The 18,398-nt window shown below is 70.0% G+C and carries 18 protein-coding genes; 9 read left to right on the plus strand and 9 right to left on the minus strand.

Translation table 11 applies throughout. The features are described from left to right. The first annotated feature begins 180 nt into the window (after positions 1-180). The 3 genes from ACO2Q3_RS08725 to ACO2Q3_RS08735 all read left to right on the plus strand — a co-directional run bounded on the left by ACO2Q3_RS08725 (position 181) and on the right by ACO2Q3_RS08735 (position 2,394). Positions 181-501 (plus strand): cupin domain-containing protein, encoded by a 321-nt coding sequence (locus tag ACO2Q3_RS08725; protein ID WP_423306173.1) that lies wholly within the window; start codon positions 181-183, stop codon positions 499-501. Positions 502-672: 171 nt separating this feature from the next. After that, entirely contained in the window at positions 673-1,545 is an 873-nt protein-coding gene (locus ACO2Q3_RS08730) for an AAA family ATPase (protein WP_423306174.1), read from the plus strand. A gap of 150 nt (positions 1,546-1,695) precedes the next feature. Beyond that, the gene (locus ACO2Q3_RS08735; protein ID WP_423306175.1) at positions 1,696-2,394 is read left to right on the plus strand and encodes a hypothetical protein; all 699 of its coding nucleotides are present in this window, start codon (positions 1,696-1,698) and stop codon (positions 2,392-2,394) included. A gap of 30 nt (positions 2,395-2,424) precedes the next feature. Here the strand turns inward: ACO2Q3_RS08735 and ACO2Q3_RS08740 are convergent, their stop codons facing one another. Beyond that, complete coding sequence (locus ACO2Q3_RS08740) at positions 2,425-3,237, minus strand: universal stress protein (RefSeq protein WP_423306176.1); 813 nt, start codon at positions 3,235-3,237, stop codon at positions 2,425-2,427. A 110-nt stretch (positions 3,238-3,347) separates the two neighbouring features. Here ACO2Q3_RS08740 and ACO2Q3_RS08745 point away from each other — a divergent pair, with 110 nt between their 5' ends. The 4 genes from ACO2Q3_RS08745 (at position 3,348) to ACO2Q3_RS08760 (ending at position 6,698) form a co-directional block, all read left to right on the plus strand. After that, a complete protein-coding gene (locus ACO2Q3_RS08745; RefSeq protein WP_423306177.1) occupies positions 3,348-4,001 on the plus strand; it encodes an HD domain-containing protein in 654 nt (217 codons plus the stop codon). Continuing rightward, the gene (locus ACO2Q3_RS08750) at positions 3,998-4,513 is read left to right on the plus strand and encodes a tyrosine phosphatase family protein (RefSeq protein ID WP_423306178.1); all 516 of its coding nucleotides are present in this window, start codon (positions 3,998-4,000) and stop codon (positions 4,511-4,513) included. Before ACO2Q3_RS08745 ends, ACO2Q3_RS08750 begins: the two co-directional genes overlap by 4 nt. A gap of 41 nt (positions 4,514-4,554) precedes the next feature. Beyond that, positions 4,555-5,490: an NUDIX hydrolase gene (locus tag ACO2Q3_RS08755; RefSeq protein WP_423306930.1), complete on the plus strand. Its 936-nt coding sequence runs from the start codon at positions 4,555-4,557 to the stop codon at positions 5,488-5,490. Positions 5,491-5,582: 92 nt separating this feature from the next. Further along, positions 5,583-6,698, plus strand: coding sequence for a beta-ketoacyl-ACP synthase III (locus tag ACO2Q3_RS08760; protein ID WP_423306179.1), 1,116 nt, complete (start codon positions 5,583-5,585; stop codon positions 6,696-6,698). Here the strand turns inward: ACO2Q3_RS08760 and ACO2Q3_RS08765 are convergent. The 8 genes from ACO2Q3_RS08765 to ACO2Q3_RS08800 all read right to left on the minus strand — a co-directional run bounded on the left by ACO2Q3_RS08765 (position 6,685) and on the right by ACO2Q3_RS08800 (position 16,156). Next, positions 6,685-7,962: a TCR/Tet family MFS transporter gene (locus ACO2Q3_RS08765; RefSeq protein WP_423306180.1), complete on the minus strand. Its 1,278-nt coding sequence runs from the start codon at positions 7,960-7,962 to the stop codon at positions 6,685-6,687. The two genes, ACO2Q3_RS08760 and ACO2Q3_RS08765, sit on opposite strands and share 14 nt — an antisense overlap. 263 nt (positions 7,963-8,225) lie before the next feature. Then, positions 8,226-8,408 (minus strand): DUF3606 domain-containing protein, encoded by a 183-nt coding sequence (locus tag ACO2Q3_RS08770; RefSeq protein ID WP_423306181.1) that lies wholly within the window; start codon positions 8,406-8,408, stop codon positions 8,226-8,228. Between the two features lie 47 nt (positions 8,409-8,455). Continuing rightward, complete coding sequence (locus ACO2Q3_RS08775) at positions 8,456-9,025, minus strand: DUF4337 family protein (protein WP_423306182.1); 570 nt, start codon at positions 9,023-9,025, stop codon at positions 8,456-8,458. Positions 9,026-9,032: 7 nt separating this feature from the next. Next, complete coding sequence (gene ppdK, locus ACO2Q3_RS08780; RefSeq protein WP_423306183.1) at positions 9,033-11,720, minus strand: pyruvate, phosphate dikinase; 2,688 nt, start codon at positions 11,718-11,720, stop codon at positions 9,033-9,035. 9 nt (positions 11,721-11,729) lie between these two features. Beyond that, complete coding sequence (glyS, locus tag ACO2Q3_RS08785) at positions 11,730-14,006, minus strand: glycine--tRNA ligase subunit beta (protein WP_423306184.1); 2,277 nt, start codon at positions 14,004-14,006, stop codon at positions 11,730-11,732. Between the two features lies 1 nt (position 14,007). After that, complete coding sequence (locus ACO2Q3_RS08790) at positions 14,008-14,925, minus strand: glycine--tRNA ligase subunit alpha (RefSeq protein ID WP_423306185.1); 918 nt, start codon at positions 14,923-14,925, stop codon at positions 14,008-14,010. A 126-nt stretch (positions 14,926-15,051) separates the two neighbouring features. After that, on the minus strand, positions 15,052-15,720 hold the full coding sequence (locus ACO2Q3_RS08795; RefSeq protein ID WP_423306186.1) for a fasciclin domain-containing protein: 669 nt from the start codon (positions 15,718-15,720) through the stop codon (positions 15,052-15,054). Positions 15,721-15,790: 70 nt separating this feature from the next. Further along, positions 15,791-16,156 carry a hypothetical protein gene (locus ACO2Q3_RS08800; RefSeq protein WP_423306187.1) on the minus strand — a complete coding sequence of 122 codons (366 nt, stop codon included), beginning with the start codon at positions 16,154-16,156 and terminating at the stop codon, positions 15,791-15,793. A gap of 399 nt (positions 16,157-16,555) precedes the next feature. Here ACO2Q3_RS08800 and ACO2Q3_RS08805 point away from each other — a divergent pair, with 399 nt between their 5' ends. After that, complete coding sequence (locus ACO2Q3_RS08805; RefSeq protein ID WP_423306188.1) at positions 16,556-16,894, plus strand: P-II family nitrogen regulator; 339 nt, start codon at positions 16,556-16,558, stop codon at positions 16,892-16,894. A 25-nt stretch (positions 16,895-16,919) separates the two neighbouring features. Continuing rightward, positions 16,920-18,356 carry an ammonium transporter gene (locus ACO2Q3_RS08810; RefSeq protein WP_423306189.1) on the plus strand — a complete coding sequence of 479 codons (1,437 nt, stop codon included), beginning with the start codon at positions 16,920-16,922 and terminating at the stop codon, positions 18,354-18,356. Positions 18,357-18,398 lie beyond the last annotated feature (42 nt).

Genomic DNA, 18,398 nt, shown 5'->3' on the forward strand with positions numbered 1-18,398 from the left:
TCCCCTGCCTTGCGACTCCGAGACGATAGCTCGGACTATCGTTGACGATAGCTATCACTATCATTCGCGCAAGTGACACGTTCGGCGGACCGCTGCGGCCGGCGTGCGCGGCATTCGCCCATCCACCGGGCGCCCTTTGCCGGCGGCGCCATCGTGCTAGGCTGCGGCGGAGGTCACGCCATGCCGATCATCGACACCAACGCCATGCCCGCGGTGGAGAAGCGCCCCGGCTGGACCGGACGGATCTTCGCCTCGCCCAGCATGACCTTCGCCCACTGGGCGTTCGCGGCGGGCGCGACCATCCATGAGCACCACCATGTGCAGGAAGAGGTCTGGCACATCCTCGAAGGCGAACTGGAGGTGGCGATCGGCGACGAGCCGCCGGTCCGCGCCGGCCCGGGCGTGGTGGCGGTGATCCCGGCGCAGACGCCGCACCGGGTGCTGGCGCTGACGGACGGGCGGGCCATCGTCGTCGACCATCCGCTCAGAGAGGGCTTCTAGCGGGCCTGCGGCGATCGTCCTGCCCTTGCGGCATGCGCGAATTGGCGCGGCCTTCCGACGATCAATCGCCCTCAATCAGCTTGAACATCGCGCAACGCCCTTTAGGGTGGGCTCGATTTGAACAGATGTTCGAGGGCCGCAAGGCGCGGTTCTCCGGGGAGCCCAAAGGCAATGAGCAAGCGTTTTGAAGGCACGGAAGATTACGTCGCCACAGATGATTTGAAGATTGCGGTCAATGCGTCGATCGCCCTGGAACGCCCCCTGCTGATCAAGGGCGAGCCCGGCACCGGCAAGACGGTGCTGGCCTACGAGATCGCCAAGGCGCTGGATGCGCCGCTGATCACCTGGCACATCAAGTCCACCACCAAGGCCCAGCAGGGCCTCTACGAATACGAGGCGGTGACCCGCCTGCGCGACAGCCAGCTGGGCGACGAGCGCGTCAAGGACGTGAAGAACTACATCAAGCGCGGCAAGCTGTGGGAAGCCTTCGACGCCGAAGCGCGCCCGGTGCTGCTGATCGACGAGATCGACAAGGCCGACATCGAGTTCCCGAACGACCTGCTGCAGGAACTCGACCGGATGGAGTTCTACGTCTACGAGACCGACGAGACCATCAAGGCCAAGATCCGCCCGGTGGTGATCATCACCTCGAACAACGAGAAGGAACTGCCGGACGCCTTCCTGCGCCGGTGCTTCTTCCACTACATCCGCTTCCCGGATGAAGACACGATGCGCGCGATCATCGAGGTGCACTACCCGGGGATCAAGCAGAAGCTGGTGCAGGAAGCGCTGCGCATCTTCTACGACATGCGCAAGGTGCCGGGCCTGAAGAAGAAGCCGTCCACCTCGGAGCTGCTCGACTGGCTGAAGCTGCTGATGGTCGAGGATATCGACGACGCGGCCCTGCGCGAGAAGGATCCCACCAAGCTGATCCCGCCGCTGCACGGCGCCCTGCTGAAGAACGAGCAGGACGTGCACCTGTTCGAGCGCCTCGCGTTCCTGGCCCGCCGCGAGGGCTCCGGCGCCCGCCCCGGCCAGCAGTAGCCGTCTCGGCCTGACCGCTGAACGAGCCCCCGGCGCACCCGCTCCGGGGGTTTTTTCGTGGTCCCTTCGTCGCGCAGGCTTACAGCGAATTCACTGGACCGCCCGGCGCCCTCCCACGACCCTGCGCGCAGGGATTGAGGAGATGGGACAATGTTGCGTTATGCGCTTGGCGTGGCCCTGGCGGGCGTGTCCAGCCTGGCCCTGGCCGCCTGCGGCCAGTCGGGGGCCCACATCAGCGGCGACAGCCATGGCCCGATGAAGGCCGTCTCGCGCCTGGATTGCCCGGACGCCCAGGGCAGCCTCAGCCGCAAGGCGGCCGCCGCCGACGGCCGCTCGTGCGACTACGCCGGCCCTGACGGCGCCGTGGTGGCCCTGACGCTGGCCGACATGACCGGCAAGGACGCCGATGCGGTGCTGGATCCGCTGGGCCGCGACCTGCGCGCCGAGCTGCCGAAGGCCCCGCCCACGCCGGCGACGCCGGACCGGCCCAAGGACAAGGAAAACGAGAAGGTCGATATCGACCTGCCGGGCGTGCACATCCACGCCAATGGCGACCACGCCACCGTCGACGCCGGCCCGGCCGACGGCGGCAAGAACGGCGTGCGGGTCAACGCCAACGACAACGGCGCCGAGGTGCATGTCGACGACCGCTCCGGCTCGGGCGTGCGCAAGCTGATGGTCCTGACCGCGGACAAGCCGGGGCCGCATGGCTACAGCGTGGCCGCCTACGACGCCCGCGGTCCGGCCAGCGGCCCGCTGGTGGTGGCTGCGGTGCGCGCCAAGGATCACGACCACGACGCCCTGATGCATGACGTCGGCGAGCTGGTGCGGCGCAACGTCGGCGGCTGACCTGTCCGGCCGCGCCGCCGGGCGGCCCGGTCAGTGCGACAGGAACAGCGACGGCCCCTGCGCCTGCAGGAAGGTCTTGGTTGTGCCGCCGAAGATGAACTCCTGCAGCCGCGGGTGGCCGAAGGCCCCGGCCACCAGCAGGTTGGCGCCGGCGTCCTGCGCCGCCTTCAGCAGCAGCGGTCCGGCGTCGCCGCCCTCCTTGATGCAGGTGACGGTGCTCTCCACCTGGCGCGCTCCCAGGAAGCGCTGCAGGGCCGCCGGGTCGAACTTGCGAGCCGACGAGGCGGGGGCCGACAGGATCACCACGCTGGACGCCTTTTGCAGCAGCGGCAGGGCCGTGCGCATCGCGCGGCTGGCTTCCTTGCCGCCGTCCCACGCCACCGCGACCACGCCGTCGGCCTTGAGGCCGGGGCGCGCCACCAGGGTGGGACGCTGTTCGTCGGCGACGATCTGCTGGAAAGCCTCGGCCAGAGGGCCCTTGCCGCGCGCGGCGCTGTCGTCGAACACCACCAGGTCGGCCAGGCGGCCTTCCATGGCCAGCGCGGCCCAGACCGGCGACGTCAGGGAGACGAAGCTGGTGCGCGCATAGCCGCAGCCCTGCAGCGCCGCGCGGGCGTACTTCTCGCCCTCCGCCGCCGCCTGGCGGATGGAATCGATCGCGGTGGCCTGCACCCCGCCCATGAAGCCGTCGCCCATCCACGGGATCAGGTCGGCCACGTCGGCCGGGGCGTGCGCCGCCGCCAGTTCGGCGTCGAAGGCGCCGGCGATGATCGCCGCCGCGGCCAGCGTGCGTTTGTCGGCCTCTCCGCCCGAAAGCGGCGCCAGGATCTTAGCCCAGTCCATTATCACCTCCCTGCCGGCCCTACCCGGAGGCGGGGAACTCTCGCCCCACTCATTGATCTTTCGCAATCTATGGGCCACTTGGCCATACTTGACCTTGGAGGAACGGTTCTGTGGCGAAAGGGCTGCAATCCCGAGGCGGCAGGAAGGCCGAGCCCCGGGCCTGGCAACGGATGCTGTCCGGCCGTCGCCTGGACCTGCTCGACCCCTCCCCCATGGATATCGAGATCGAGGACATCGCCCACGGCCTGGCGCGGGTCGCGCGCTGGAACGGCCAGACGATCGGCGACCACTCGTTCTCTGTGGCCCAGCACTCCGTCGTCGTCGAGGAGATCGCCGCGCACATCCAGCCGGGGCTGGAGCCGAAATGGCGGCTGGCGGCCCTGCTACACGACGCCGCCGAGTACGTGATCGGCGACATGATCTCGCCGTTCAAGGCGGCCTTGGGCATCGACTACCGCACCTTCGAGGACCGGCTGGAGACGGCGATCCATGTGCGCTTCGGCCTGCCGGCGCACACCCCGGCGCCGATCAAGAAGCTGATCAAGCAGGCCGACCGCGCCTGCGCCTTCTTCGAGGCCACCCAGCTGGCCGGCTTTACCCACGCCGAGGCGCTGGGATTCTTCGGTGCGCCGCCGGCCGGCTATTCCCTGACCATCGACCCGCTGCCGCCCACCGACGCCCAGGGCCGCTACGTGCAGCGCTTCCACGTCCTGTCGGAGGCGGCCGGGTTTTCCACCGGCGCGGTGGCGTTCGAGACCGAATGATGCCGCTGATCGTCTGCCCGCTCAGCCATGTGCAGGCCCAGGTCGCCGCCCGGGCGCCGTCGCACATCATCACCCTGCTCTCCCCGCCCGAGACCCTGGCGACACCCGCCGGGATCGGTCCGGGGCGGCACCTGCGGCTCAGCGTGCACGACATCGACGCGCCGATGGCCGACATGGTCGCGCCCAACGCCGCCCTGGTGCAGCGCATCCTGGCGTTCGGCGAGAGCTGGGACGAACAGGCGCCGATGCTGATCCACTGCTGGGCCGGGATCAGCCGCTCGACGGCGACCGCCTTCACCCTCGCCTGCGCCCGCAATCCTGACGCCGACGAGATGGCCATCGCCATGCGCCTGCGCGCCGCCTCGCCCACCGCCTATCCCAACCGCCGCATCATCGCCCTGGCCGACGACATCCTGGGCCGGCAGGGCCGCATGCTGGAGGCGGTGGAAGCCATGGGCGGCAACAACTTCGCCGCCGAGGGCGCCCCGTTCGAACTGGCGGCGCGACATTGAGCACGGCGGTCGTCATCGGCCTGTCCGCGGTGATCGTCGCCATGCGCGACGGCGAGGCCTCGGTGCTGACCGTTCGGCCGCACGACAGCCTGACCGACCGCGCCTCGACGCTGGAGGGCCTGCCGTTCGGCCCGTTCGATCCGGACGGGCACCGCACCTTCGAACTGGCGCTGCGCGAGTTCGTGCAGCGCCAGGCGCGCTTCGACCTGGGGTTCGTCGAGCAGCTGTACACCTTCGGCGACAAGGGCCGCGACGCGCCCCTGGCCGACGTGGGCGCCGGCGGGGCGCGGGTGATCTCGGTCGGCTACCTGGCGCTGGCGCCGGCCGCCACCGACACCGACGCCCCGGACGCCGCCTGGTCCTCGTGGTCCCGGTTCTTCCCCTGGGAGGATTGGCGCAGGGGCCGTCCGCCCGCCGTCGACGAGGTGATCGCCCCGGCCCTCGCCCGCTGGGCCGGCGCATCGGACGAGCGCCGCAACCGCGTGCGGCTGCTGTTCGCCCTGGACGGCGCGCCCTGGGCCGAGGAGCGGGTGCTGGAGCGCTATGAGCTGCTGTACGAGGCCGGCCTGGCCCCGGAGGCAGCGCGCGACCGGGCCCGGGCGCAGGGCGGCCGTCCTGCCGAGCCCGCGGCGTTCAGCGTCGCGCTTGGCGAGCCGATGATCTCCGACCACCGCCGGATCCTGGCCACGGGCCTCGGCCGCCTGCGCGGCAAGCTGAAGTATCGGCCGGTGGTGTTCGAGCTGATGGGCGACGCCTTCACCCTCTCGGCGCTGCAGAAGACCGTCGAGGCCATCGCCGGGGTGGCGCTGCACAAGCAGAACTTCCGCCGCGTGGTCGAGCGCACGGATCTGGTCGAGGGGCTTGGCCGGATGGACGTCGAGACCGGTGGCCGGCCGGCCGAGCTGTTCCGCTTCCGCCGCGAGGTGCTGGGCGCCCGGCCCGCCGGGGGCCTGTCCCTGCCGCTGCTGCGCGACTGATCGGCGCCATGACAATGCCGTGACGCCGAGGCGTGGCATGGCCGCGGTTCGTGCTATCAACCGCCCAAGGAAACGCTTCGGAGCATCGGACTTTGCGTCAGGCCGTCATCGCCGCCACGGGCCTCTATGTGCCGCCCAACAGCATCTCGAACGCCGAGCTGGTCGAGGCTTTCAACACCTATGTCGCCAACTTCAACGCGGAACACGCTGCGGCGATCGCCGACGGCAGCGTGACCGCCCTGGCGCCGTCGTCGGTGGAGTTCGTCGAGAAGGCCTCGGGCATCAAGGCGCGCTATGTGGTCGACAAGGCTGGGGTGATCGACCCCAAGGTGATGCGCCCGGCGATCCCCGAGCGCTCCAATGACGAGATCTCGGTGATGGCCGAGATGGCCGTCGCCGCGGCGCGCGAGGCGATCGCCGCCTGGGGCAAGCCGGTGAGCGAGATCGGCGCGGTGATCTGCGCCGCCTCCAACATGCAGCGCGCCTATCCAGCCATGGCCATCGAGGTGCAGCAGGCGCTGGGCATCGAGGGCTTCGCCTTCGACATGAACGTGGCCTGCTCGTCGGCCACCTTCGGCATCAAGACCGCCGCCGACTTCATCGCCTCGGGCTCGGCCGGGGCGGTGCTGATGGTCAACCCCGAGATCTGCTCCGGACACCTGAACTTCCGCGACCGCGACAGCCACTTCATCTTCGGCGACGTGGCGACGGCGGTGATCCTGGAGGACGAGCGCACCGCGACCGGCGGCTGGGAGATTCTCGGGACCCGGCTGAAGACCCAGTTCTCCAACAACATCCGCAACAACTTCGGCTTCCTCAACCGCTGCGATCCGCAGGGCGTCGGCGCGCGCGACAAGCTGTTCGTGCAGGAGGGCCGCAAGGTGTTCCGCGAGGTGGTGCCGATGGTCTCGGAGATGATCGTCGAGCACGCCGCCGAGCTCGGCCTCGATCCCACCAGCCTCAAGCGCCTGTGGCTGCACCAGGCCAACATCAACATGAACGACATGATCGGCCGCAAGGTGCTGGGGCGCGACCCCACGCCGGAAGAGAACGTGATCATCCTCGACGAGTTCGCCAATACCTCGTCGGCCGGCTCGATCATCGCCTTCCACCGGGCCAATGCCGACTTCGCGCCGGGCGAGACCGGGCTGATCTGTTCGTTCGGCGCCGGCTATTCCGCCGGCACGGTGTTCGTCAGGAAGCGGTAGCCGCCCCGTCTGGCGCGGGCGCCGCCCGGCGCGCGGCGACGATGGCGACCACCGCGCAGGTCGCGCAGATCGCCGCGCCCTCCAGCATGCCGATCCCCGGCACGCCAAAGCGCGGGTGCTCGATCGCCCACGAGAACGGCAGCCCGAACAGGCTGGGGCCGATCATCGACGCCAGCCCCGCGAGGCTCTGGTTCGCCCCCTGCAGCTGACCCTGCTCCGAGGGCGACACGCGCTGGGTCATCAGCCCTTGCAGACCGGGGATCATCAGCCCGCCGAAGCAGCTGATCGGGATCCCCAGCAGGTAGATCCACCCCGTCGGCGCCAGGCCATACCAGATGAAGGCCAGGGTCGCGGCCGAGGCGCCGGCCAGCACCGCGCCGCGCTCGCCGAACCGGCGTATCACTGGGCCGACCACGAAGCTCTGCACCCCGACGCCCAGCACGCTGCCGGCCATCATCGCAAAGCCGATGAACCGCGGCGTCCAGCCGTAGCGATAGCCGACGTACAGCACATAGATGCTGGGCCAGATCATCTGGGCGATCTGGTTGAGGAAATAGATGCCGGCCAGCGCCAGCAGCTCGTGATGCGAGCTCAGCAGCCGCAAGGCGCCCACCGGGTTGGCCTTGCGCCAGGCCATGCTGATCGTGCGCCGTTCGGGCGGATGCGATTCCGGCAGCACGAAGAAGCCGTAGAGCGCGTTCAGCAGGGTCAGCGCCGCGCCGGCCATGAACGGCAGGCGCAGGTTGATGTCGCCCAGCAGGCCGCCCAGCGCCGGGCCGACCAGAAAGCCGACGCTGAACGCCGCCCCCATCCAGCCGAACGCCCGCGCTCGTCGCTCCGGCGGCGTCACGTCCGCCACATAGGCGTTGGCCGTCGAGAACACCGCCGAGGTCGCGCCGCTGATCAGCCGGCCGACGAACAGCCAGCCGAGGCTGGGCGCGAAGGCCATGAACAGGAAATCGAGGCCGAGCCCGGACAGCGACACCAGCAGCACCGGCCGACGGCCATAGCGGTCCGACAGCAACCCCAGCACCGGCCCCGCCAGGAAGCTCATCGCCCCGCCGCAGGTGGCGAAGACCACGTTCACCTGCGCCGCCGAGGCGGTGTCGCCGCCGGAGAACTGCTTCAGCAGGTTGGGCAGGATCGGCACCATGATGCCGATCGACAGGGCGCTGGCCACCGCACTGGCAAAGATGAAGCCGAAGGCCGCCTGGCGCGCGCCGGGCGTGGACGAATCGGTGGCGGTGGAAGGGGCGTCGGCCATGGCTCTGTCCTGCAGGGCCGGCGCTTATAGCAGCGGATTTGCGCGAAGGCGTCAGTTTCCGTGAGGCTTTGCGCACCCTTCCCCTCGTCACCTGGGACAAGGGCGCGCGAGCGCCCGCCGATCCGGGGCCGGCGGCGCCGCAACCGAGACGACCTCCAACCAATACTGACCGGCCGGCGGCCATTCCCAATCTTCTCTAGGGCGGCACGGCCGGCCCCGGGTCTACGCTGCGCTGCGCCCGGGGTGACGAGAGAGGGCGTGCATCAGCGCCGCTTGCCGAGCTCGGCGGCGATGTCCTTGACCGCGTGACCAACCTTGCGGGCGGCGGCCACGATCTGGTCCGTCGTCACGCCCCAGCGCTTGGCCCAGAAGGCCAGTTCGTGCCGCTCGCGGATGTCGATGCGGACGTTGTCGCGGAAGTCGCGCTTGCCCTTGGGTTCAGCCATGGTGGGGTTCAGCCATGGTGGGGTTCAGCCATGGGAGCGCTCATCCATCAGAGGAACGCCCAGGCGGCCAGGCCCGAACCGGCGACGGCCAGGGCAAGCGCGGTCCACCACGGCCAGCGGCGGTGCAGGATGATCGCCAGGGTGGCGATGGCGATGGCCATGTGCAGCAGGGTCGAGGCGATGGTCAGGTGGCCATGGCGCAGTTCGTGGCCCTCGGCGGCCTCGGTGGCGGCCTTGCGCTGTTCCTCGAACTTCAGCGCCCTGGGCTTGGCCGCGTCGGCCTTGGCCCCCTCGTCCGCCGCCTTCCTGGCGTAGGACGCCGCCTTGGCCCCGCCGCCGTCGGCGGCCACCAGGTAGAGGTTCTTCTTGATCGAGTCGGACTGGTACTCGCTCCAGGCGTCGGTCGCCTGGTTCTGCGCCAGCACGGCGTCGTTCTTGGCCGAGATCGCCTTGTCGCTCTCGGTGGTCTCCAGGCTGGCGGCCACGGCCGCCACCACCGCCAGCACGGCGATGGTGAAGGTGACCTGCGAGATCAGCGGGTCGTTGGCATGCGCCGCATGCTCGGCGTGCTCGGCGTGCTCATGGTGTTCCAGCTCCTCGAGCGGGGAGTCGGACATGGGCTGCCTAGCCTTTCCGGTTCAGCGCCGCCTGAGCGGCGGCCAGGCGGGCGATCGGCACGCGGTACGGCGAACAGCTGACATAGTCCAGCCCGACGTCCTCGCAGAAGGCGATCGAGGCGGGATCGCCGCCGTGTTCGCCGCAGATGCCCAGCTTGATGTCGGGGCGCACCGCCCTGCCCCGCTCGGTGGCGATGCGGATCAGGTCGCCCACCCCCTCGGTGTCCAGGGAGACGAACGGGTCCTTCTCGAAGATGCCCTTGTCGATATAGGCGTTCAGGAAGCGGCCGGAGTCGTCGCGGCTGATGCCGAAGGTCGTCTGGGTCAGATCATTGGTGCCGAACGAGAAGAACTCGGCGCTCTTGGCCAGGTCGGCGGCGCGCAGGGCCGCGCGGGGCAGCTCCACCATGGCGCCGACGCTGTACTCGATGGTCGCGCCGCGCTCCTCGCAGACCTGCTTGACCGTGCGATCCGTGAGGGCCTTGAGGTAGTTCATCTCCTCGCCCTTGGCGACCAGCGGGTGCATGATCTCAGGGGTCGGCGCCGGACGGCCGGAGGCGGCGACGTCCAGGGCCGCCTCGATGATCGCGCGCACCTGCATCTCGTAGATCTCCGGATAGGAGACCCCCAGGCGGCAACCGCGGTGCCCCAGCATCGGGTTGGTCTCGCGCAGCTCCTTGGCGCGGCGCAGCAGCTTGGCGGCGTCCAGGCCGGTGGCCTCGGCGACGGCGGTGAGGTCCTCCTCGGTGTGCGGCAGGAATTCGTGCAGCGGCGGGTCCAGCAGCCGGATGGTCACCGGCAGGCCTTCCATGATCTCGAACAGCGAGACGAAGTCGCCCTTCTGCATCGGCAGGATCTTGGCCAGGGCCGCGCGGCGGCCAGCCTCGTCGTCGGCCAGGATCATCTCCCGCACCGCGGCGATGCGGGCATCGTCGAAGAACATGTGCTCGGTGCGGCAAAGACCGATGCCCTCGGCGCCGAACTGGCGGGCGGTGCGCGCGTCGGTGGCGGTCTCGGCGTTGGCCCGCACCTTCAGCCGCCGCGCGGCGTCGGCCCAGGCCATCAGGGTGGCGAAGTCGCCGGACAGCTCCGGTTCGACCATCTTCACCGCGCCCGACAGCACGTCGCCCTTGGACCCGTCGATGGTGATGATGTCCCCGGCCTTCAGCGTGCGGCCGCGCGCGCGCATCTCGCCGGCCTTCTCGTCGATCTGCAGGTCGCCGGCGCCGGAGACGCACGGCCGCCCCATGCCGCGGGCGACCACCGCCGCGTGGCTGGTCATGCCGCCGCGGGCGGTGACGATGCCGCGGGCGGCGTCCATGCCGCGGATATCCTCGGGGCTGGTTTCCTCGCGCACCAGGATCACGTCCTCGCCCGCCGCACCCAGGCGCTCGGCTTCCTCGGCGGAAAACACGATCTTGCCGGTGGCCGCGCCGGGCGAGGCCGGCAGGCCGGTGGCCACCACGTCGCGCTCGGCGTCCGGGGCGATGGTGGGGTGCAGCAGCTGGTCCAGCGACGCCGGCTCGACCCGGCGCACAGCCTCGTCCTGGGTTATCAGGCCATCGGCGGCCATCTCCACGGCCACCTTCAGCGCCGCCTTGGCGGTGCGCTTGCCGTTGCGGGTCTGCAGCATGTACAGCCGCCCGCGCTCGACGGTGAACTCGATGTCCTGCATGTCGCGGTAGTGCCGCTCGAGGCGCTCCACGACCGCCTTGAACTGGGTGAACACCTCCGGCATGGCCTCTTCCATGGAGGGGTTCTTGTCGCCCATCTCCTCGCGCGCGGCCTTGGTGATCGGCTGCGGCGTGCGGATGCCGGCCACCACGTCCTCGCCCTGGGCGTTGATCAGGAACTCGCCATACAGCTTGTTCTCGCCCGTCGACGGGTTGCGGGTGAAGGCCACGCCGGTGGCCGAGGTGTCGCCCATGTTGCCGAACACCATCGACTGCACGTTCACGGCCGTGCCCCAGCTCTCGGGGATGTCGTGCATGCGGCGATAGAACTTGGCCCGGTCGTTCATCCAGCTGGCAAACACCGCGCCGATGGCGCCCCACAGCTGCTGCGCAGGGTCCTGCGGGAACGGGTGGCCGAGCTCGGCCTGCACGGCCGCCTTGTAGTCGGCCACCACCGCCTGCCAGTCGTCGGCCGAGAGGCCGGTGTCGACGTAGACGTTCAGGGCGTCCTTCTTGTCGTCCAGGATCTCCTCGAACATGTGGTGGTCCAGGCCCAGGACCACGTTCGAGTACATCTGGATGAAGCGGCGGTAGCTGTCGAAGGCGAAACGGCGATCGCCGGCCAGCCTGGCCAGGCCCTCGACGGTCTCGTCGTTCAGGCCCAGGTTCAGCACCGTGTCCATCATGCCCGGCATCGAGGCGCGGGCGCCCGAGCGCACCGACACCAGCAGCGGATTGGCCGGGTCGCCGAAGCGCTTGCCGGTGGCCGCCTCGACCGCCGCCAGGGCCGTCTGCACCTGGGCCTCCAGCTCGGTCGGATAGGCCTTGCCGTTGGCGTAGTAGTGGTTGCAGGCCGCGGTGGTGATGGTGAAGCCCGGCGGCACCGGCAGCCCCAGCGACGACATCTCCGCCAGGTTGGCGCCCTTGCCGCCCAGCAGATCCTTCATGGAGGCGTCGCCCTCGGCCGATCCGCCGCCGAAGGCATAGACCCACTGCGTCTTGGCGAGCGTGGAAGTGGTCATGGCCGTCCCCTAACCTGTGACTTGGGAGAAGTCCGCGACATGGCCCATGGCGTCGCGCACCTGGATCAGAAGACGCAGGCGGTTGGCCCGTTCCTCCGGGTTGTCCGAATTCACCAGCACCTTGTCGAAGAAGGCGTCGACGGGCGCGCGCAGGCCGGCCAGCGCGCTCATCGCCTGGGCGAAGTCCTCGCCGGCAAGGGCGGCGTCCACCCGCCCGGACACCCCGGCGACAGCCCGCACCAGCGCCAGTTCCTCGGCCGGCGCGCCGGCCCGCTCGCGCGCCTCGCCGGAGGGCAGCGCGCCCTTCTTGGCTTCGGCGTTGAGAATGTTGCTGGCGCGCTTGAAGCCGGCCAGCAGGTTGGCGCCGTCCTCGGTGGCCAGGAAGCTCGACAGCGCCTCGACCCGCGCCACGATGCGCACCAGGTCGTCGTCGCCCAGGGCGAACACCGCATCCACCAGGTCGTGACGGCGGCCCTGGTCGCGCAGCAGCACCTTCAGCCGGTCGGCCAGGAAGCCGCTCACCTCTTCCACCACCGCGTCGTAGCCGCGGAATTCCAGCAGCACCGGCTGTTCCGGGCGCTGGGCCCCGGCGGACGCGCGGTCGAACTCGATGTCGACGTCGCTGTCCATGGCCACCACATAGACCGGCTCGGCCTTCAGCGCCTCGCGGAACTCGCGGAGGTAGGGCTCGAACACCTCCGGCGCGGTGATGCGCTCGGCGCCCAGCCAGGCGGTGACCCGGCCGGCGGAGACATACACGGCGCGGCCCGGCGCGGCGTAGGTGGTCAGGGTGTCGTACCACTGGCCCACCAGCTCGCGCACCGGCGCGCGGATCTCCGACTTCAGCAGGATGCGGATCAGCCCCAGCGCCGCGCGGCGCAGGGCGTAGGGATCGCGCGAGCCCGTGGGCTTCTCGCCGATGGCGAAGAAGCCGGCCAGGGTGTCGACCTTGTCGGCCAGGGCGACGGCCATCGCCACCGGCCGGTCGGGGACCTCGTCGGTCGGCCCGACCGGCTTGTAGTGATCCTCGATGGCCTCGGCGATCAGGGGGCTCATGCCGTCGGCGCGGGCGTAGTAGCCGCCCATCAGCCCCTGCAGCTCGGGGAACTCGCCGACCATGTAGCTGGCCAGGTCCGCCTTCGCCAGGCGCGCGGCCTCGCGGGCGCGGCCAGGATCGGCGCCGACCATCTTCGCCAGCCCCGCGGCCAGCAGTTCCAGGCGCATGACCCGCTCGGCCATGGTGCCCAGGCGGGCGTGGAAGGTGACGCCCTTCAGCTTCTCCAGCCAGACGTTGAAGCCGGCGCGGCGATCCTCGTCCCAGAAGAAGCGGGCGTCGTTCAGGCGCGCGGACAGCACCCGGGCGTTGCCGGCGGCGACCAGCTTGCCGCCGTCGGCGGCCTCGATGTTGGCGACCACCAGGAAGTGCGGCGCCAGCTTGCCGTCGGCCCGGGACTTCACCGCGAAATACTTCTGGTGCGTGCGCATGGAGGTGCGGATCACCTCCGGCGGAAGATCCAGGAAGGCGGGGTCCATGTCGCCCAGGATCGGGGTCGGCCATTCGGCGAGGCCCGACACCTCCGCCAGCAGCCCCTCGTCCTCGACCAGCTCCAGGTCGTGGCGGCGGCAAAGCTCCCGCGCGCGCCTGATGATCGCGTCGGCGCGGTCCTCGGCGGCCAGGATCACATAGTGTTCGGACAGGGCCTTGGCGTAGTGCTCGAAGTCCCGCACCGCGAAGGCGCGGTCGGCGCCCATGAAGCGGTGGCCGTGGGTGACGTTCCCCGCCACGACGCCGTCGATCTCCAGCGGCACGACCTGGCCGTCGAACAGGCAGACGATGCCGCGCAGCGGGCGCACCCAGCGCAGGGTTCCGCGGCCCCAGGTCATCGACTTCGGCCAGGGGAAGTTGCGCACGATCTCGTCGAGCATGCCCGCGACGATCTCGGCGGTAGGCCGGCCGGTGCGCGACAGGGTGGCGAAATAGACGCCGTCGCGCTCGACCAGCGCCTCGCGGGCGATGCCGGCGGAGCGCAGGAAGCCGTCGATGGCGGCATCCGGCGCGCCGACTCGCGGCCCCTTGCGTTCCTCGACCCGGTCGGCCTGGGCGGCGGGCAGGCCCTCGACCACCAGGGTCAGGCGGCGCGGGCCGGCGTAGGCGGCGATGCCTTCGAAGGCGAGGCCGGCGGCGCCCAGCCGCTCGCGCGCCATGCGCTCGAAGTCGCGCGCCGCGGCGCCCTGCATGCGCGCCGGGATTTCCTCGGAGAACAGTTCGACGAGAAGCTGGGGCATCTTAGTGGGCCGCCTCTTCCTGCTCGACCCAGGCCTGGGCGCAGGCTTTGCACAGCTCGCGGATGCGGCCGATGTAGCTCTGGCGCTCGGCGACGGCGATCGCGCCGCGGGCGTCCATGATGTTGAACAGGTGGCTGGCCTTCAGCACGTGGTCGTAGGCCGCCAGCACCAGCTGCTGGCCCTGCCGGCCCCGTTGGCCGAGGATCCGCGGCGCCTCGCGCTCCATGTCCTCGAACTGGCGCTTGAGCACGGCCACGTCGGCGACGTCGTGCTCGAAGGCCGAGAACTGGCGCTCGTTCTCCAGGAACACGTCGCCATAGGTCTGCGGCGCCGGGCCGTCGGGATCGTTGAACGCCAGGTCGTAGACGCTCTCCACCCCCTGGATGTAGAGGGACAGCCGCTCCAGCCCATAGGTCAGCTCGCCCGCCACCGGGAACACGTCCAGGCCGCCGACCTGCTGGAAATAGGTGTACTGGGTCACCTCCATCCCGTCGCACCAGACTTCCCAGCCCAGGCCCCAGGCGCCCACGGTGGGGTTCTCCCAGTCGTCCTCGACGAAGCGGATGTCGTGCAGCGCCGGATCGATGCCCACCGCCTTCAGCGAGCCGAGGTACAGCTCCTGCATGTTGTCCGGATTGGGCTTCAGGATCACCTGGTACTGGTGGTGCTGGTGCAGGCGATTGGGATTGTCGCCGAATCGGCCGTCGGCCGGGCGACGCGACGGCTGCACATAGGCCACGCGCCAGGGCTTGGGCCCCAGGGCCCGCAGCACGGTCGCCGGATGCAGCGTCCCGGCCCCCACCTCCACGTCGTACGGCTGCAGGATCACGCAGCCCTGCTGGCTCCAGTACTCGTGCAGCTTCAGGATCAGGCCCTGGAAGCTGAGTGGCCGGGACGAGGAGACTGGGTTTGCGGTCATGCGCGAAGGAATCTCAGCCGCGCGCAAGGCGCAAAAAAGTCGGCGGACCTATAGGGCCCGCCGACTTCTGCATCAAGCCGAGGCGAGGTCCGACGACGGATCGTCGGGCCCGCGGGGGCGCCTGGATCAGCCGCCCGTGACCGTGGCGGGGGCGACGGAGGCCGCCGCGGCCGGCAGGGTGATGTCCGCGGGGATCAGCACCTTGTCGAGCACGAAGATGGTCACACCGTTAGCCACCTTGACGTCCGGCTGGATGACGTCGGCGTTGTTGACCATCAGCACGTCGCCACCGCCGTCGATGGTGACCTGCTGCGGCGCGTCGACCGTGCCGACGGTGGTCTTGGTGCCCTTCACCTTGGCGGAATCGAGCGGCAGGTTGACCACGTGATAGATCAGCACCTTCTGCAGCTTGGTCGCGTTGGCGGGCGCCAGCAGGAACTGCAGCTGCGCCGGCGGCAGGGCGGCGAACGCCTCGTCGGTGGGCGCGAACACCGTCAGGTTCGGATAGGCCTTCAGCTGATTGGTCAGCTGGGTGGCGTCCAGCGCCTTGATCAGGGTGTTGAAGTGGCCGGACGCCCGGAGGGTCGAGACCCAGTCGCCGTTCGGCTGCACGTTGGGTGACGGCGGAAGCGCCGGCGTCGGTGCGGCCGGCGCGGCGGCGGCCGGGGGAGCCGCAGGCGCGGCAGGCGCGGCCGGGGCCGCGGTCTGCGCCTGGGCCGAGGCGGTGGCGGCGAACGTGGCGCAGGCCACGAGGGCCGCCACCGAGGCGGTGGAGAGCGGGCGAATGAAGCGCATGAATGTCCTCAATTAGGGGAGCCCCCCGGGCGTCCCTTCGCCCTCCCTAAATACGCAGGTCGGGCGTTCGTCAATTGCCCGCGGGCGCGGTCTTTCGCCCCGTCATCGAAAGCGGGCGCCCATAGCGCGCGCGGTTGGCCCTGGTGTCGGGAACGGGGGCATTGGAGACCACGGTGGGGTCACCGGCCTTCAGCGCATAGGCCTGGTCGGCAGGCGTCGGCGAGGACTGGTAGACGATGGCGCCGGTGTTGACGCCGGCCGAGGTCGCGGCGGGGGCTGCGGGAGCCATCGACGGGTCTGAAGTCATCGAGCCCTGGTCGGCGGGGGCGGCCTGGCTCGGGCCGGCCTGATCGCCCGGGGTGGCGGACTGGGCAAAGGCCGGGGCGGCCAGCAACGTCAGGGCGGCCGTGGCGGCCGCAGTGCTGAAGCGGATCATGACATCCTCCTTCGGGGGGACAGAGGCGGTGGACTGGCGACCGGGCGCACCGCCCGATCGTCTCTATTACGCGGAACGCCGCCTCCCGGTTCCGCTTGGGCCGCACGTTGCCCGGAAGATGCCTGCGCCTGAGGCGCCCTTCCGCGCGCTGAAGAGGGCGCTGGCGGGCATAGGCGCCGAAAAATCAGGCGCCGGCGGCGCGGGCTTGCCCACCGATTGGGCGAGCCGCCTTCTTTCTTGACCATTGCTTACCGCGCGCGGGGGTCCGGAGGCCCCTCGCCGATAGCGTCCGGTCGGTCGGCGCGTGGGGCCCTTTTCGAGTACCGCCCGCCGCTTGGGGATAACCATCAAGGAGGCGCGCGTCGGGCGGGATCGGCCGAAAGCGCGGGAGCGAGGCGGATGAAACTCATCATAGCGGTCGTGAAGCCCTTCAAGCTCGACGAAGTCCGCGAGGCCCTTGTGGCCGCGGGGATCGAGGGCCTGACGGTTTCGGAAGTCAAAGGCTACGGCCGGCAGAAGGGCCAGACGGAAATCTACCGGGGGGCGGAGTACCAGGTGAACTTCGTGCCCAAGGTGAAGCTCGAGGCGGTGGTCAACGACGCCGCCGCCGCTGGTGCGGTCGAGGCCATCAAGGCCGCCGCCGCCACCGGCAAGATCGGCGACGGGAAGATCTTCGTCCTGAACGTCGAAGACGCCGTGCGCATCCGGACCGGCGAGACCGGCTCGGCCGCGATCTGATCATCAGGACCAGGGGATAGTGACCATGAAACCACTTGGATTGAACCGGCTGGCGGGGCTTGCCCTTGCCGCCATGATCGTCGGGGCGCCTGTGGCCGCCCTGGCGCAGGCCGCGTCCAGCGCGGCGCCGGCTGCGGCCGCCAGCACCGCCGCGCCGGCCAGCACCGCGGCCACCACCGCCGCCCCCGCCGCCTCAGCGGCGCCCGCCGCGGCCCCGGCCGCCGCTCCGGCTCCGAAGATCGACACCGGCGACACCGCCTGGATGCTGACCTCCTCGGTGCTGGTCCTGATGATGACCATCCCGGGCCTGGCCCTGTTTTACGGCGGCATGGTGCGCAAGAAGAACATCCTGGCCACCCTGGCCCAGAGCTTCGGCGCCACCGCCCTGATCACCGTGCTGTGGATGGTGATCGGTTATTCGATCGCCTTCACCCCGGGCAGCAACAACGCCTTCTTGGGCGGGTTCAAGTATGCCTTCCTGGCGCCGATGGGCTTGAACGCGACCAGCGCGCTGGCGCCGACGATCCCAGAGTCGGTCTACATGTTCTTCCAGATGACCTTCGCGATCATCACCCCGGCGCTGATCGCCGGCGCGCTGGCCGACCGGATGAAGTACTCGGCCTTCCTGCTGTTCATGGGCGCCTGGCTGCTGCTGGTCTACTGCCCGGTGGCGCACTGGGTGTGGGGCGGCGGCTGGCTGGGAACCAAGGGCGCGCTGGACTTCGCCGGCGGCACCGTGGTGCACCTGAACGCCGGTACGGCCGGCCTGGTGGCAGCCCTGATGCTCGGCAAGCGCAAGGGCCTCGGCACCGAGAACTTCGCGCCGCATAACCTGGCCTACAGCGTCATCGGCGCCTCGCTGCTGTGGGTCGGCTGGTTCGGCTTCAACGCCGGTTCGGCCGTGACCTCGAATGTGCAGGCCGGCATGGCTGCCGCCGCGACCCAGATCGCCACCGCCGCCGCCACCCTCGCCTGGATGGCCGCGGAATGGATCATCGCCAAGAAGCCCTCGGTCCTGGGCATGGTCTCCGGCGCCGTCGCCGGCCTGGTGGCCATCACCCCGGCCTCGGGCTACGTCGACGCCATGGGCGCCCTGATCATCGGCCTGCTGGCCGGCGTGGTCTGCTACACCTCGGCCGTGCACGTGAAGAAGATCTTCGGCTACGACGACGCCCTGGACTGCTGGGGCGTGCACGGTGTGGGCGGCGCCCTGGGCGCCATCCTGACGGGCGTCTTCGCCAAGAACTCGATCAACAGTGCTTCCAAGGGCTGGCTGGCCGACGGTAACGTCGCCCAGATGGGCCTGCAGTTCCTGGATGTCGCCGCGACCTTCATCTACTGCGGCGTGGTGACCTTCATCATCCTGGCGGTGCTGAAGTACACGATCGGCATCCGCGTCAGCGAGGAAGTCGAAGTCGAAGGCCTGGACATCAACCTGCACGGCGAAGTCGTGCACGGCTGATCCCAGCCTCATCCATCGATACCGGGAACGGGGGTCCTTCGG

It is taken from the genome of Caulobacter sp. KR2-114, from assembly GCF_049446115.1.
In the GTDB taxonomy this organism is placed as follows: domain Bacteria; phylum Pseudomonadota; class Alphaproteobacteria; order Caulobacterales; family Caulobacteraceae; genus Acaudatibacter.